General features: G+C 66.7%; 14 protein-coding genes. 9 read left to right on the top strand and 5 right to left on the bottom strand.

Annotated features, from left to right (window positions below; translation table 11 throughout):
* Positions 1 to 209 precede the first annotated feature (209 nt).
* From ACZ5YA_RS26990 to ACZ5YA_RS26980, 3 genes are read left to right on the top strand one after another with little or no spacing between them, the layout of a single operon-like run.
* Positions 210 to 1,469, top strand: coding sequence for an aromatic ring-hydroxylating dioxygenase subunit alpha (locus ACZ5YA_RS26990; protein WP_464091465.1), 1,260 nt, complete (start codon positions 210 to 212; stop codon positions 1,467 to 1,469).
* 2 nt (positions 1,470 to 1,471) lie between these two features.
* A complete protein-coding gene (locus tag ACZ5YA_RS26985) occupies positions 1,472 to 1,945 on the top strand; it encodes an aromatic-ring-hydroxylating dioxygenase subunit beta (protein ID WP_059371578.1) in 474 nt (157 codons plus the stop codon).
* Between the two features lie 17 nt (positions 1,946 to 1,962).
* Positions 1,963 to 2,274 carry a non-heme iron oxygenase ferredoxin subunit gene (locus ACZ5YA_RS26980; RefSeq protein WP_059371577.1) on the top strand — a complete coding sequence of 104 codons (312 nt, stop codon included), beginning with the start codon at positions 1,963 to 1,965 and terminating at the stop codon, positions 2,272 to 2,274.
* 8 nt (positions 2,275 to 2,282) lie between these two features.
* Here ACZ5YA_RS26980 and ACZ5YA_RS26975 read toward each other — a convergent pair whose 3' ends face one another.
* The 4 genes from ACZ5YA_RS26975 to ACZ5YA_RS26960 all read right to left on the bottom strand — a co-directional run bounded on the left by ACZ5YA_RS26975 (position 2,283) and on the right by ACZ5YA_RS26960 (position 8,117).
* Positions 2,283 to 3,113 carry a tRNA threonylcarbamoyladenosine dehydratase gene (locus ACZ5YA_RS26975; protein ID WP_059371576.1) on the bottom strand — a complete coding sequence of 277 codons (831 nt, stop codon included), beginning with the start codon at positions 3,111 to 3,113 and terminating at the stop codon, positions 2,283 to 2,285.
* Between the two features lie 432 nt (positions 3,114 to 3,545).
* Complete coding sequence (locus ACZ5YA_RS26970) at positions 3,546 to 4,967, bottom strand: efflux transporter outer membrane subunit (RefSeq protein WP_464091464.1); 1,422 nt, start codon at positions 4,965 to 4,967, stop codon at positions 3,546 to 3,548.
* A 5-nt stretch (positions 4,968 to 4,972) separates the two neighbouring features.
* Positions 4,973 to 6,931 carry a MacB family efflux pump subunit gene (locus ACZ5YA_RS26965; RefSeq protein ID WP_251877789.1) on the bottom strand — a complete coding sequence of 653 codons (1,959 nt, stop codon included), beginning with the start codon at positions 6,929 to 6,931 and terminating at the stop codon, positions 4,973 to 4,975.
* A gap of 1 nt (position 6,932) precedes the next feature.
* Positions 6,933 to 8,117 (bottom strand): efflux RND transporter periplasmic adaptor subunit, encoded by a 1,185-nt coding sequence (locus ACZ5YA_RS26960; protein WP_464091463.1) that lies wholly within the window; start codon positions 8,115 to 8,117, stop codon positions 6,933 to 6,935.
* A 409-nt stretch (positions 8,118 to 8,526) separates the two neighbouring features.
* On the opposite strand from ACZ5YA_RS26960, the gene ACZ5YA_RS26955 reads away from it, so the two are divergent.
* From ACZ5YA_RS26955 to purU, 6 genes are all read left to right on the top strand, one after another.
* Positions 8,527 to 9,735 (top strand): MFS transporter, encoded by a 1,209-nt coding sequence (locus tag ACZ5YA_RS26955; RefSeq protein WP_118932384.1) that lies wholly within the window; start codon positions 8,527 to 8,529, stop codon positions 9,733 to 9,735.
* A gap of 2 nt (positions 9,736 to 9,737) precedes the next feature.
* On the top strand, positions 9,738 to 10,400 hold the full coding sequence (locus tag ACZ5YA_RS26950; RefSeq protein WP_059371572.1) for a gamma-glutamylcyclotransferase: 663 nt from the start codon (positions 9,738 to 9,740) through the stop codon (positions 10,398 to 10,400).
* Positions 10,401 to 10,505: 105 nt separating this feature from the next.
* A complete protein-coding gene (gene pdxH / locus ACZ5YA_RS26945; protein WP_059371571.1) occupies positions 10,506 to 11,135 on the top strand; it encodes a pyridoxamine 5'-phosphate oxidase in 630 nt (209 codons plus the stop codon).
* Positions 11,136 to 11,173: 38 nt separating this feature from the next.
* Positions 11,174 to 11,698, top strand: coding sequence for a flavin reductase family protein (locus ACZ5YA_RS26940; RefSeq protein WP_059371570.1), 525 nt, complete (start codon positions 11,174 to 11,176; stop codon positions 11,696 to 11,698).
* On the top strand, positions 11,695 to 12,804 hold the full coding sequence (locus ACZ5YA_RS26935; protein WP_251877812.1) for an NAD(P)/FAD-dependent oxidoreductase: 1,110 nt from the start codon (positions 11,695 to 11,697) through the stop codon (positions 12,802 to 12,804). Before ACZ5YA_RS26940 ends, ACZ5YA_RS26935 begins: the two co-directional genes overlap by 4 nt.
* A gap of 79 nt (positions 12,805 to 12,883) precedes the next feature.
* The gene (purU, locus tag ACZ5YA_RS26930; RefSeq protein WP_059371568.1) at positions 12,884 to 13,738 is read left to right on the top strand and encodes a formyltetrahydrofolate deformylase; all 855 of its coding nucleotides are present in this window, start codon (positions 12,884 to 12,886) and stop codon (positions 13,736 to 13,738) included.
* Between the two features lie 33 nt (positions 13,739 to 13,771).
* Here purU and ACZ5YA_RS26925 read toward each other — a convergent pair whose 3' ends face one another.
* Entirely contained in the window at positions 13,772 to 15,439 is a 1,668-nt protein-coding gene (locus ACZ5YA_RS26925; protein ID WP_059371567.1) for a SulP family inorganic anion transporter, read from the bottom strand.
* Positions 15,440 to 15,559: the final 120 nt, after the last annotated feature.

The raw sequence follows: 15,559 nt of genomic DNA, 5'->3' as shown, positions 1-15,559 counted from the left end.
GGCTGCCTCCACCAATATTGATTTTGGTGATTTATCTCATCAAGCAGATTCTATTTATTTATTTCACTTTCTGCCCGATGATGCGAAAAACGCCAGCGCCCATGCAGCGCCGGCTCTGCAGGATCGCGCCCGCGGTCCGCCGAACCAAGGAGACACGCCATGCGTACCTGTACGCTGTCCGCCGCCGCGCCCTGTCGCCGGAGCGGATCATGAACGCCCCCGAGCAGCCCATCCAATTCGCCCCGCGCTGGCAGGACGACGGATCCCACCGCATCCCCTTCGGCGTCTATACCGATGCCGCCCTGCATCAGCGGGAAATGGAGCACTTCTTCTACCGCGCGCACTGGAGCTACGTGGGCCTGGAGGCCGAGATCCCCAACCCGGGCGACTTCAAGCGCACCGCGGTGGGCGAACGCTCCGTCATCCTGCTGCGCGACAACGACGGCCAGGTGCGCGTGGTGGAAAACGTGTGCGCCCACCGCGGCGTGCAGTTCTGCCGCGAACGTTCCGGCAACCGCAGCGAATTCGTCTGTCCGTACCACCAGTGGAACTACGACCTGCAGGGCAACCTGATCGGCGTGCCGTTCCGCCGCGGCGTCAAGCAGGACGGCAAGGTCAACGGCGGCATGCCGCCCGATTTCAAGCCGGAAGAACATGGCCTGACCAAGCTGGCCGTGGCCTGCCGCAACGGCGTGGTGTTCGCCTCGTTCGATCACGATGTCGAACCGCTGGAGGACTATCTGGGGCCGGACATCCTGCACTACTTCGACCGCGTCTTCGACGGCCGCAAACTGGTGATCCACGGCTACAGCCGCCAGCGCATCCCCGGCAACTGGAAGCTGATGCAGGAGAACATCAAGGATCCCTACCATCCGGGCCTGCTGCACACCTGGTTCGTCACCTTCGGCCTGTGGCGGGCCGACAACCGCTCCGAGCTGAAGATGGACCGGCACTTGCGCCACGCCGCCATGATCTCGACGCGCGGCCAAGGCGGCAAGGGCAGCGTGACCAGCGGCGTGTCCAGCTTCAAGGAACAGATGTCGCTGAACGACGACCGCTTCCTCGATATCGTGCCGGAGCCCTGGTGGAACGGCCCCACCGCCGTGCTGATGACGCTGTTCCCCAGCGTCATCATCCAGCAGCAGGTGAACTCGCTGTCCACGCGCCACATCCAGCCCGTGGGCCACGACGCCTTCGATTTCGTGTGGACGCATTTCGGCTTCGCCGACGATACGCCCGAGATGACGCGCCGCCGGCTGCGCCAGGCCAATCTGTTCGGCCCAGCGGGCTTCGTGTCGGCGGACGACGGCGAGGTCATCGAGTTCTCGCAATCGGGCTTCGAGCAGAAGCCCTGGCACCGCAGCGTGGCGGAACTGGGCGGCAAGACCGCCGAAAACACCGACCACATGGTCACGGAAACGCTGATCCGCGGCATGTACGCGTATTGGCGCCGGGTCATGGAGGCCTGACGATGCTGGACTTTCACCTCTACTACCAACTGACCTGCCTGTACAACGACTACGCCGCCGCGCTGGACGCTGAGGAATGGGAAAAGTGGCCCGATTTCTTCCTGGAAGACTGCGTGTACAAGGTGCTGCCGCGCGAGAACCACGAGCGCGGCTATCCGCTGGCGACCATGTCCTTCGAAAGCCGCGGCATGCTGAAGGACCGCATCTACGGCGCCACCGACACCATCTTCCACGACCCCTACTACCAGCGCCATGTGGTGGGCGCGCCGCGCGTGCTGTCGGTGCAGGGCGACCGCATCGAGTCCGAGGCCAACTACGCCGTGTTCCGCACCAAGCCCAGCCAGTTGACCACGGTATTCAACGTGGGCCGCTACCTGGATGTGGTCCGGCTCGGTCCGGACGGGCTCAAATTCGAATCGCGGCTCTGCATCTTCGACAGCGAGCTGGTGCCGAATTCGCTTATCTATCCCATCTGAACAAGGAAACGACAGCAATGAGCACGCAATGGATCAAGGCCATCGCGCGGGACGAGGTGCCTGAAGACGACGTCATCGCGGTGCAGGCCGGCGGCCGCGAGATCGCGCTGTATGGCGTGGACGGCGAGGTCTACGCCACCGCCAACCTCTGTACGCACGGCAATGCGCGGCTGTGCGACGGCTTTCTGATGGGGCATGAGATCGAATGCCCGCTGCATCAGGGGCGCTTCGACGTGCGTGACGGGCGCGCGCTCTGTTCGCCGCTGCGCGAGAACATTGCCACCTATCCGGTCAGGATCGAGGATGGCGTGGTATTCGTGGCGCTGTAGCGCCTTTGTCAGACCGCGAGGCGCAGCGCCTCGTTCGCCGCCGCCATGCCCATGGCGGCCGTGACGGTCACGACCGAGCCGTAGCCGGCGCAGGACAGGCCCTGCGGCGCCAGGGTTTCTCCAGAGGCGCCCATGTCGTCCTCGCCTTCGGTGGGGCGGGTCCAGGCGTCGGGCAGGATGGCGGGCTGGTCGAACCACAGGGCGTGGATACCCATTTTCGGCACACGCTTCAAGGCCTTGCCGTTCTGGTCGGAAGCCCGCGGAAAGCCATGCTCGCGGCGCAGCTTGTTGCGCAACTTGGACAGCAGCGCGTCGTTGACCGCGGCCGACAGGTCGCCGGCGCGCAGGGCCAGCGGATCGGTCTTGCCGCCCGCGCCGCCGCACAACAGCATGGGCACGCCGATTTCGCGCGCATGCAGGATCATCGCGATCTTGGCGGCGGCCTGATCGGTGCAGTCGATGATGACGGAGTACGGGCCGGGCAGGACCTGGGCGACGTTCTCGGGCGAAACGAAATCATCCACCCGCGTCAGCCGGCACTCCGGATTGATCGCCAGCACGCGTTCGGCCATGGCATCGACCTTGGACTGGCCCAGCGTCTCGGTCAGCGCATGGATCTGGCGGTTGACGTTGGATTCGGCAATGTGGTCCAGGTCGATGAGCGTCAACGCCCCTACCCCGCAGCGCGCCAGGGCCTCGACGGTCCAGGAACCTACGCCGCCCAGGCCGGCGACCGCCACATGGGCGTTGCGCAGGCGGGTCGGGGCTTCGGGGCCGTAGAGGCGGGAGAGGCTGCCGAAGCGGCGGTCGAGGTCGGCGGTGGGGTCGGGGGTGTTCATGAGGGCGTATTTTATTGCAGGCGGATGGTTGGGTTCTTAAGACGCCTGGCGCGGCGGCGGCCGGGGTGGCGCGGGGCAACGATTGCGGTCCGGAGCCTTCGCTCCGGACTTCCCCGTCGTCATCCTCGTCACCGCCTCCGGCGGTTCCTTCGGATTCCCTCGGGCTTATCGACGCCCCGCGCCACCCCGGCCGCCGCCGCGCCAGGCTCCGCTTATTGAATCTTGCCGGCCGCTGGGACGGGTGGTGTGCTTGACGTTCTTCTCCCCGACGAGGAAGAGAGAAAGATCTTGCAGGGACGCCAAAGACGGCCGCGCGGGCGGCCTATTGGGGCGAGCATCGTAAGACCTTCGCCCACCCCCACCGTCCGCGAGAACCCTACGAAGTCCGGTCACCCCAGCTGACGTCAAGTTTCCAAAGCGGAGCCTGGCGCCTTAAGAACCCGCCGCCGCACCGCCAGCAGACTCAGCATCATCCCCACCGAGCGCCTGATAAACCGCCACCTGATTCACCAAGCGATTCAACATATTCTCATCCCGCGAAACCTCAGCCACCCGCCGCTTCTCCTGCGCATCCAGCCAATCCTTCAGCGGCACGGCCCCCGCCCGGTAGCGCACTTCGTACAGCCGCTCGGCCTCGCGCGCCGCGCGCAGAGATGCGTCCAGCTGTTCCGCCTGCAAGCGCAGTTGCGTGCGATTGGACAACGCGTTCTCCACGTCCGCCATCGCCTGGTACAGCGCCTGCCGGAAATTCACCACACGCTCTTCGTAGTCGGCCTTGGAGATCTTGATGTTGAGCTGCATCTGGTTCCATTGCAGGAACGGCAGCGTCAGCGCCGCCCCCAGCGAGCCTACCGGGTTCTTCAGAACGTCGGACAGCGATGGACTCGAGCTTCCCAAGGCGCCGGTCAGCGTCAATGGCGGATAGAAGCTGGCGCGGGTCGCGTCGACGGTGGACAGGGACTGGCGCAGGCGCAGTTCGGCGGCGCGCAGGTCGGGACGGCGGCCCAGCAGGTCGGCCGGCACGCCGGCGCGCGCTTGCGGCAAGGGATAGCCCGGCAACCGCGCCGGGTCGGCCATCATGCGGTCCGGCGGGCCGTCGAACAGGATGGTCAGCGCGTTGGCGTACTCCACACGCTGCTGCACCAGCAGCGTATGAGCGGCTTCCTGGCTGGCCACGGTCTGTTCGGCCTCGGCCATTTCCAGCGCCGACGCGCCGCCCGCCGCGTACTGCGCCCGCACCAGATCCTGCGTCTTGCGCGCGTAGGCGATGCTCTCGGCGCTGCTGGCGATGCGCTGGTTGATGAAGGCGGTCTGCCAGTACAGCGTGGCGGTAGTGCCCACCAGGGACAGCGCGGCGCTCTGCCGGTCCTGCTCGGTCGCCAGAGCGTCCCATTGCGCCGCGTCGCGCTGGCTGGACAGCTTGCCCCACAGATCCGCTTCGTAGCTGACGGTCAACTGCACGGCGTTGGTCCGGGTAATGGCGCGGTCGCCGTACAGGTTGCGGTTGCGCGTCACATCGGCATTGCCGCCCAGTTGCGGCAGCAGCTTGTCCTCGGTGATTCCAGCCTGGTACTGCGCCCGGCGCACGCGGATCGCGGCGGCGGCCAGGTCGTTGTTGCGCGCCAGCGCGGCGTCGACCAGGCCGTTGAGCGTCGGGTCGTTGAAATTGCGCCACCACTCGCCGCCATCGGCCAGCGGCCCGGCCTGGAAATCGCCGGCAGGCGCATGGGTCCAGGCCGCGGGGGTGGACGTCAGCGGCCGTTCGTAGTCCGTATGCAGCACGCTGCCGCAGCCGGCCAGGGCCAGCAGCAACGCCAGGGCGGCGGGTTTGCAAATCAGGGAAACCGCTTTCATCTTCCTCATTCCCGGGCCAGGGCCTCGACGGGATCCAGACGCGCCGCATTGCGCGCCGGCAAATAGCCAAAAAGCACACCGATCAAGGTCGAGCAGCTGAACGCCGCCACCATCGATGTCGTGGAATAGATCATCTGGAACGACCCGCGCGTCGCCTTGGAAACCAGCACGCCCAGCCCCAGCGACAGCACGATGCCGATGGCGCCGCCTATCAGGCACACCAGCACCGCTTCAATCAGGAACTGCTGCATGATGTCGCTGCGCCGCGCCCCCACCGCCATGCGCACGCCGATCTCGCGGGTACGCTCGGTCACGGAAACCAGCATGATGTTCATGACCCCGATGCCGCCCACCATCAGCGAGATGAGCGCAATCATGGAAACCAGCAGCGTCATGGTCGCGGTGGTGCGTTCGATGGTCTTGCGGATCGCGTCCGTGTTGAACACGAAGAAATCCTTGGTCACGTGGCGCCGCGTCAGCACGCGGACGATGGCCTGTTCCGCCGCGGCGGGCGGCGAGGCGTCATTGACGCGCACCGTGATGCTCTTCAGATGCTGCTGGCCCAGCACGCGCGACAGCGCCGTGGTGTAGGGAACCCAGACGTTCAACGAGTCGTTGCTGCCGAAGACGGTTTCCTTCTTTTGCGTCACCCCGATGACGCGCGCCGGCATCGATCCCAGAAATACCACTTGCCCGATGGGCTCGGTATGCGAACCGAACAGCTTGCGCCGGGTGGCGTCATCGATCACCACTTCCTGCGCGCGCCGCAACACACTGGTTTCGTCGAAGAACTTGCCCTGGGCCAGCTTGATGGCGCGCACGCGGAAATATTGCTCGCCCACGCCCTGGATCACGCCGGTCACCGACACGTTGCGATAGCGCAGCGTGTTGCTGGTCGAGACCTCCGGCGTGACGCTGTCCACGTAGGACTCGCGCGCCAGGGCGTCGGCGTCGGCCGGCACCAGGGTGCGGATATTCACGGCCTTCTCGTCGCCGAAGTCCTTGCCCGGAAATATCTCCACCGTGTTGGTGCCGATTTCGCTGATGTCGTCCAGGATCTTGCGGCGCGAGCCTTCGCCCAGCGCCACCACCGACACCACGGCCGCGATGCCGATGATGATGCCCAGCATCGTCAGCGAGGTGCGCAGCCGGTGCGCGTTCATGGCCAATAGCGCCATGCGCAGCGCCTCGCGGCAACGGTCCAGGTAAGCCTGCCAGACGGGCCGCGCGGCCAGCGCCGGCGCGTCTTCCTTGATGCGCTCGGTCCGCGGCGCGTCGGGATTGCGCTTGTCGGCGACGATCTCGCCGTCGCTGATCTCGATGATGCGCTGGGCGTGGCGCGCCACGTTCATGTCGTGCGTGACGATGATGATGGTATGGCCGGCCGCGTTCAGTTCTTCCAGGATGCGCAGCACCTCCTGGCCGGTGTGCGTGTCCAGCGCGCCGGTCGGCTCGTCGGCCAGGATGATGTCACCGCCATTCATCAGCGCGCGCGCGATGCTGACGCGCTGCTGCTGGCCGCCGGACAGCTGCCCGGGCCGATGCCCGGTCCTGTCGCCCAGGCCCAGCCGCCGCAGCAGTTCGTCGGCACGCGCCAGGCGCGCCTCGCGCCGCTTGCCGGCGTAGACGGCCGGCACCTCGACGTTGCCCTGCGCGGTCAGGTCCGACAGCAGGTGGTAACGCTGGAAGATGAAGCCGAAGTGCTCGCGGCGCAGTTCGGCCAGTTCGTCCGGGTCCAGCTCGCCCGTGCTGCGCCCGTCGACCCGATACTCGCCGCGGGTGGGACGGTCCAGGCAGCCCAGGATGTTCATGAGCGTGGACTTGCCCGACCCGGACGCGCCCACGATCGCCACCATCTCGCCGGACTCGATGGCCAGGTTGATGTCCTTCAGGACCGCGATGGTCTGCTCGCCCGCGGGAAACTCGCGGCGCACGCCCTTAAGCGAGATCAGAGGCCCGCTCATGTCAGGCTCCCGGCGCGGCGGCCGGCGCGGCATCCGCCGACACGACGCGCTCGCCCACCTCCAGCCCTTCCAGCACCTGCGCCTGGACGTTGTTGTTCATGCCTATCCTGACCTGGCGCGTTTCGGTCTTGTTGTCCTTCAGGACCACGCGCACGGCGTAGCGGCCGTCCTGGCCGCGCTTGCCCAGCGCCGAGGCCGGCACCACCACCGTGTCCTTGGCCTCGCCCAGCACGATGAAGACCTGGGCGGTCATGGAGATGCGCAGCTTCTCGTCCGGGTTGGGCACGTCGAACAGGCCGTTGTAGTAGACGGCGGCGGTGGTGGAGCTGCCGCTGGCCGATCCGGTCAGGGAAGACGTCGCGTCGTCCTTCTGCACCGAATCCGGCGCCGGTTCCACCGCGCGCAGCTGGGCGCGGTAGCGCTCGTCGGGCTCGCCCAGGATGGTGAAGTACACCGGCAAGCCCGGCTTCACGCGGGTGACGTCGGCTTCCGAGATCTGCGCCTTGATGGTCATGGTGTCGACCTGAGCCACTTTGATGATGGTGGGCGCGCTCTGGATGGAGTTGACGGTCTGGCCTTCCTTGGTCACCACCGCGACCACCATGCCGTCGATGGGCGAGACGATGCGGGTGTAGCCCAGGTTGACGCGGGCGGTGTCGACCTGGATCTCGGCCTGCGCGATCTGCGCGTCCAGCGAGGCGATCTCGGCGCGGGTCACGCCCAGCGTCGCCTCGGCGCTCTCGTAGGCCTCGCGCGAACTGGCGTCGGCCGCCAGCATCTGCCGCTGGCGGCGGAAGGCCAGCTCGGCCTGCTTCAGCGTGGCGACCTTGGCGGCCCGCTCGGCGCGGCGGGTCTGCAGGGCGGCCTCGGCGTTGCGCAGCTCGTTCTGCTGGGTCATGTCGTCGATCTCGGCCACCAGCTGGCCCTTTTTGACGCGGTCGCCCAGCGCCACCTTCAGGGACTTCAGCTGGCCGGTGGCCTGGGCGCCGACGCTGACGCGTTCGATGGCGTCGATGGTGCCGCTGGCCAGCACGCTGTCTTCAAGATCGGCGCGCGTGACCTCGGCCACCGCGAAAGTGGGCGGCGGCGTCGCGGAGAAGAACGCGGCGCGCACGCCGAACACGGCTAACAGGAGCAAAACGGCGATCAGGGAGTAGCGCTTGAACTTGCTGCGGGACTTTTTCATTGAACCTGCCGGATGTAGCGCCGGCTATCGGGCCGGCGCCGGTATTGCGAATTGCGGACCAGGCAAGCGACCTTGCCCACGATGCTTGCTCATCCTAAACGTGTCGTCCGCCGGAACCATCGACGATCTGTGGCAAAACGGTGAAAAACAGTAAAGCGGGCCGGAACGTCAAGGTCCGCGTGATTGTTCCGTTGCATGAACGATACAACGCTTTGTCCGTCACTCGCGAAAGCCCTTGCCCGTAGATGCGGCGAACGTGCCGCCATCTTGCGCCATAAGCATGCGAGTTCGCCCCTAGATAGCCGCCATCATGCGATTGGCGCCAATATGCGTTTGCGGCGCTGCAAAACAGCCACGCCTCGACATAGGGCGACGATATGGCCAGAATGAACGCAGTTAAGCCGTATCCGTGTCCACTTCTCATAGATCCCCCTCTTCGTCACCCAGTTCCCCAGAGTTTTCCGGGGCGGTGCTTTTGTGCCTCCTGGCCATGATGAACCACGTGGCGCTCACAGGGGGACGGATCACCGTCTCACTCACCGCGCTGCAGATGGGGCTGTCGACCTTCAAGGTGGGCACGCTGGTTGCGGTGTTCGCGGTACTGCCCATGCTGTTCTCGGTGCGCGCCGGCCGCTGGGTCGACCGGGTCGGCATCGTGCGGCCGCTGGTCATCGGCACGGCCCTGGTCGCCTCCGGCACCGCGCTGCCCTTCATCTCCCAGACCCAGTTCGCCCTGCTGATTGCCTCCTGTTGCATCGGTATCGGCTTCATGTTGCATCAGGTCGCCACGCAGGATCTGCTGGGCCACGCCGAACCGGCGCAGCGGCTGCGCAATTTTTCCTTCATGTCGCTGGCGCTGGCGGGGTCCGGATTCTCGGGCCCGCTGATCGCCGGGCTGGCCATCGACCATCTGGGCACGCGCCTGGCCTTCGGCCTGCTGACCTTGGGTCCGCTGATTTCGGCGGGCGGGCTTTATGTGTTGCGCCACCAATTGAAGGCAGTGGATTCGCAGCTGTCAGGCAAAAAAGAGGCCGAAAAGCGGCGCGTTACCGAATTGCTGGAAGTGCCGGCATTGCGCCGCATATTGATGGTCAACACGATTTTGTCCGGCGCGTGGGACACCCATTTGTTCGTCGTGCCCATTTTCGGCGTCGCCATCGGCCTGTCAGCGACCACGATCGGCATCATTCTTGCGTCCTTCGCGGCGGCTACTTTCGTTATCCGCCTGATATTGCCCTTCATCCAGCGCCGCGTGCGGTCCTGGACGCTGGTGCGGGTAGCGATGGCGACAGCAGCCATCGATTTCATGCTTTACCCGCTGTTCACCGACGTTAACGTCCTGATCGTGTTGTCTTTCATCCTCGGTCTGGCCTTGGGCTGCTGCCAGCCGAGCATGCTCTCGCTGCTGCACCAGCATTCTCCGCCAGGCCGCGCCGCCGAGGCCGTGGGCCTGCGGATGGCCCTGATCAACGGCTCGCAGGTGTCCCTGCCGTTGACCTTCGGCGCGCTCGGTGCGGTAATTGGCGTTGCCCCCCTCTTCTGGGCGTACTCCGTGGCCCTGATGGCCGGAGGCTGGGCCAACCGCAATCCCCCGATCGAATCTGAACGCAAAGCGTAGCCGTGAACATGCTGTCCTCACCTCCCGCCGCCGGCAATTCCGGCGCCAGCCTGCCCTTTCGTCTTTGGACTGCGCAAGAGCGGCAGGAATCGCTGGACGAGGCCCTGCGCCACTGGCAATCGGGCGAAGACGTGTGGGTCTACGGCTACGGTTCCCTGATCTGGCGGCCCGACTTCGATTTCGTCGAGCGCCGGCTGGCGACCCTGCGCGGCCACCACCGGGCGCTATGCCTGTGGTCGCGGGTCAACCGCGGCACCCCGGAATGCCCGGGTTTGGTATTCGGCCTGGACCGGGGAGGCTCCTGCCGCGGCGTGGTCTACCGCCTGGCGGGCGACCAGGTGCCGACCTATTTCCCCGCGCTCTGGGAGCGCGAGATGTCCACCGGCGCCTATCTGCCCCGCTGGATCAACTGCGCCACCGATACCGGCACCGTGCGGGCGCTGGTCTTCATCATGAACCGGGACAATCCGGCCTACATCCGCGCCCTGCCCGAGCCCGAGCTGCTGGCCATCGTGCGCCGCGCCGCCGGCCGCTATGGCCCCTGCACCGAATATGTGGTGCAGACCGCCCAGGCGCTGCGCGCCGCCGGCATCCATGACGCCCGCCTGGACGCCATCGCGCGCCGGCTGGAGCTGGACGCGCACACGCTGCCGGAAGGCGCCTGAGGCCCGGCCTCGGGAAATCTTGCCTGCGCCCTGAGCGGGGTCAATAAGGGTACCGCCTTCCAGGCGGTATAAACTCCTTGTTATCAACGCTGAACTACTAGCCCCATGTCCGTCTCTGATCTGCGTCAAAGCTACGACAAGAACGTGCTGCTCGAAGGCCAGGCTGCCGCCTCCCCGTTCGAGCAGTTCACCCGCTGGTTCGACGAGGCCCTGGCCGCCAAGGTCCCCGAACCCAACGCCATGACCCTGGCCACGGTGGACGCCAGCGGCCAGCCCAGCGCGCGCATCGTCCTGATCAAGGGCTTCGATGAGCGCGGGTTCACGTTCTTCACCAATTACGAATCCCGCAAGGGCCTGGACCTGCAGGCCGAGCCGCGCGCCAGCCTGCTGTTCTTCTGGCAGCCGCTGGAGCGCCAGGTCCGCATCGAAGGCGTGGTCGAAAAAGTGGCCGGCGACGAGTCGGACGCCTACTACCACAGCCGGCCCGCCGGTTCGCGCATCGGCGCCTGGGCCTCGCGCCAGAGCCAGCCCATCACCCGTGAAGAGCTGGAAGCCCGCGAACAGGAATTCCGCGAGCGCTTCGGCGAACAGCCGCCGCGCCCGCCGCACTGGGGCGGCTACCGCCTGAAGCCCACCGCCTTCGAATTCTGGCAAGGCCGGCCTTCGCGCCTGCATGACCGCCTGCGCTATGTCGCCGACGGCCAGGCCTGGAAGATCGAACGCCTGTCGCCTTGATGCCGGGCGCCTCGCGCCCGCCCCCAATTAACGATTGCATGACCGCCTCCTCCCCTGATTTTGACGCCGCCTTTTTCCGCACCGCGCTGGGCCGTTACGCCACGGGCGTGACGGTCGTGACGACCGCCGACCCCGATGGCGCGCCCATCGGCCTGACGGTCAGCTCCTTCAATTCCGTGTCGCTGAACCCGCCGCTGGTGCTGTGGAGCCTGTCGCGCAGTTCGTCGTCGCTGGCGGCCTTCGAGCAGTGCGAGCGCTACGTCGTCAACGTACTGGGCGCGGAGCAGATCGCGCTGGCGCGCCGCTTCGCCACCGGCAAGACGCCGGACCGCTACGCCGGGCTGACGGTGCACCACGCGCCGGGCGGCACGCCCATGCTGGACGGCCATTGCGCCGCCTGGTTCGAATGCCACAACCGCAGCCGCTACGTCGAGGGCGACCACGTCATCATGGTGGGCGAAGTGGAGCGCTGCGGCCATAGCGGCGAGCCGCCGCTGGTCTTCCATGCCGGCGGTTTCGACCTGACCCCGGCAGGCGCCCGTTCGGAAAGGAAAACGCCATGAGCGTGGATGTGGATTGCGTCGTCATCGGCGCGGGCGTGGTGGGCCTGGCGATCGCGCGCGCGCTGGCCCAGTCCGGACGCGAGGTGTTGGTGGCGGAAGCCACCGAGGCCATCGGCACCGGCACCAGCTCGCGCAACTCCGAAGTCATACACGCCGGCATCTACTACCCGGCAGGCAGCCTCAAGGCGCGCCTCTGCGTGCGCGGCAAGCACCTGCTTTATTCCTATTGCGCCGAGCGCGGCGTGCCCTATAAACGCCTGGGCAAGCTCATCGTCGCCACCGACACCGAGCAGGCCGCGCAACTCGAAGGCATCGCCCAGCGCGCCCGCGCCAACGGCGTCGACGATCTGCAATTCATCTCCGGCGAGGACGCCATGCGCCTGGAGCCTGCGCTGCGCTGCGCCGCGGCGCTGTCCTCGCCGTCCACCGGCATCGTCGACAGCCATGCGTTGATGCTCTCGTTCCAGGGCGACGCCGAAAACGCGGGCGCCCAGTGCGTCTTCCACACGCCGCTGGAGTCGGCCCGCGTCCGTCCCGAGGGCGGCTTCGAGCTGCAATTCGGCGGCGACGACGCCATGACCCTGAGCTGCAACGTGCTGATCAATTCCGCCGGCCTGCACGCGCCGGCGCTGGCGCGCCGCATCGAGGGTCTGCCCGCGTCCAGCATCCCCCAGGATTACCTGTGCAAGGGCAGCTATTTCACACTGTCTGGCCGCGCGCCGTTCTCGCGCCTGATCTACCCGGTGCCGCAGCATGCCGGCCTGGGCGTGCACCTGACGCTGGATCTGGGCGGCCAGGCCAAGTTCGGCCCCGACACCGAATGGGTCGAAACCGAGGACTACACGCTGGACCCCGCCCGCGCCGAAGTCTTCTACGAGGCCGTGCGCAGCTATTGGCCGGCCCTGCCCGATGACGCGCTGGCGCCCGGCTACACCGGCATCCGCCCCAAGATTTCCGGCCCGCACGAGCCCGCGGCCGATTTCGTCATCGCCGGCCCGGCCGCGCATGGCGTGCCCGGCCTGGTGAACCTGTTCGGCATAGAATCCCCGGGGCTGACCTCCAGCCTGGCCCTGGCCGAAGAGACCCTGGCCCGTCTGAACGGATGATCTCCGCGCCGTGCATGCCGCGCGTGGCGCCATCAATAAATACTGTCACCTTTTCTCCTTTTTCTCCTGTCCCTGAACCATGCAGCACAACGACTACATCCTGACCCTGTCCTGCCCCGACCGCACGGGCATCGTGTACCGCGTCAGCGGCCTGTTGTTCGAATTGGGCTGCAACATCCTGGATTCGCAGCAGTTCGGCGACGAAGAGACCGGCCGCTTCTTCCTGCGCGTGCACTTCGACGTGCCGGCGGGCGTGTCCGTGGATGATTTGCGGGCGCGGCTGGACGGCATGTCCGCCGAGTACGGCATGGAGCTGAAGCTGCATGACGCCCGCCGCAAGGAACGCCTGCTGATCATGGTCAGCAAGCAGGGGCACTGCCTGAACGACCTGCTGTTCCGCGTGCATAGCGGCCATCTGCATGCCGAAGTAGCCGCCATCGTCTCGAATCACAACGACTACGCCAGCCTGGCCGCTTCCTACGGCATCCCGTTCCACTACCTGCCGGTCACCGCCGACACCAAGGCGGAACAGGAAAAGCAGGTGCTGGCCCTGGTCGATCAGGAAGGCATCGACCTGGTGGTGCTGGCCCGCTACATGCAGATCCTGTCGGAAGACATGTGCCGCGCGCTGAACGGCCGCGCCATCAACATCCACCACAGCTTCCTGCCCAGCTTCAAGGGCGCCCGTCCCTACCACCAGGCGCATGCGCGCGGCGTCAAGATCATCGGCGCCACCGCCCACTACGTGACCTCGGACCTGGACGAAGGCCCCATCATCGACCAGGACATCGAACGCGTGGACCACACGATGACCGCCCAGGACCTGACCCAGGTCGGCAGCGACATCGAATCCCTGGTGCTGTCGCGCGCCGTGCGCAGCCACGTCGAGCACCGCATCCTGCTCAACCGCAACAAGACCGTCGTCTTCCGCTAGGGAGATGGGGGCTCCCAGGCCCCCACCAACCGTCTAACCGCCCTCGGCCTCCAGCGCCAGGGCGGCAGCCGTGGCGCTCGCCACGTCGGGCTGCAGATGACCTTGCAGCCGCTTGTACAGGCCGACGCGGCGCACGATGTCCTGCGGCTGCCCCATCAGGCCCGAGACGATCAGCGCCACGCCACGCGTCTCGCACGCCTTGCTCAGTGCTTCGAGCGCTTCGGCGCCGGTCGAATCCACGTAGATCACGTTCTTCAGGTCCAGCACCAGCGCGCGGGCCGGCAGGCGGTCTTCCAGCGATTCCACCAGCTTGGTCGCGCCGAAGAAGACGGTGCCGTACAGGCGCCAGACCTCGATCTTTCCATCCATGCCAGCCAGCAAGGGCTGCTCGGCGGCCGTGATGCGCTCGGCGCGCGACAGGCTGGAGATGCGGTAAATGAAGGTCAGGCAGGCGGCGAAAATGCCGAATTCGACCGCGACCGTCAGGTCGAAGACCACCGTCAGCACGAACACCGACACCAGCGTGATCCGGTACGGCAGCCGGTAGCTCTTGAGCCGCGCGAACTCGCGCCATTCGCCCATGTTCCAGGCCACGAACATCAGGATGGCCGCCAGGGTGGCCAGCGGTATCGAGGCCGCCAGGGGCGCCGCCGCCAGCATCACCACGAGGAGCACCAGCGCGTGCACCATGCCCGCGACGGGGCTGGTGGCGCCGCTTTTCACATTGGTCACGGTGCGCGCAATCGTGCCCGTGGCCGGCATGCCACCGAAGAACGGCGTGACGAAGTTGGCGACGCCCTGGGCCATCAGCTCCTGGTTGGGGTCGTGCCGGTCGCCTATCATGCCGTCGGCCACCCGCGCGCACAGCAGCGACTCGATGGCGCCCAGCGCCGCAAGCGTGATGGTGGGCATGAGCAGGAAGCGGGCCGACTCCCAACTGAACGCAGGCAACGTGAAATCCGGCAGCGCGGCCGGAATGCCGCCGAAGCGGCTGCCGATGGTTTCCACGGGCAGGCCGAACACTGCCACCGCCGCGGTCGCCAGCACCAGCGCGATGATCGAGCCCGGCACGCGGGCCAGCCTGGCCGCCCGCTGGCCGCCCCATTTAGGCAGCCAGCGCTGCCAGCCGACGATCACCGCCAGCGACAGCAGCGCGATGCCGGCCGCCCAGGGATTCAGCGAGGACAGATGGCTGCCCAGCGCGCCCAGGATGCCGAAGAAGTCGCCTGGCATCTTGGGGATCGCCAGGCCCAGGAAATCCTTGACCTGCGACAGCGCGATCAGCACCGCGATGCCGTTGGTGAAGCCGATGATCACCGCCACCGGGATGAAACGCACCAGCGTGCCCAGCCTGAGCAGCCCCATCACGAACAGCAGCACGCCGGACAGCGCCGTGGCGATGATCAGATTGGCCACGCCGTACTGCTGCACGATGTCGTAAACGATGACGATGAAGGCGCCCGCCGGTCCGCCGATCTGCACCCGGCTGCCACCCAGCAGGGCGATCAGGAAGCCCGCGATGATGGAAGTGAACAGCCCGGCCTCGGGCTTGAGGCCCGACCCGATGGCGAAGGCCATGGCCAGGGGCAGCGCGACCACGGCCACGGTGAGGCCCGCGCCCAGGTCCTGGGCGAAGCGGACACGGTCGTAATCGCGCAACGCGTCGAAAAGACGCGGATGAAACGAAAAAGGAATTTCCACGAAAGACTCCGGAGAAGCGGAACCGAAAAACCCTGCAGTGGGGTTCAGTACTTCGCCGGAGGGCCGCAATGGCGCAGCCTGGTGATGAAACGCCTGCGGCGCGTGAGCGGCAGGACTGGA

The organism is Achromobacter sp. JCM 18799, from assembly GCF_055395645.1.
This window is presented reverse-complemented; position numbering and strand designations above follow the sequence as displayed.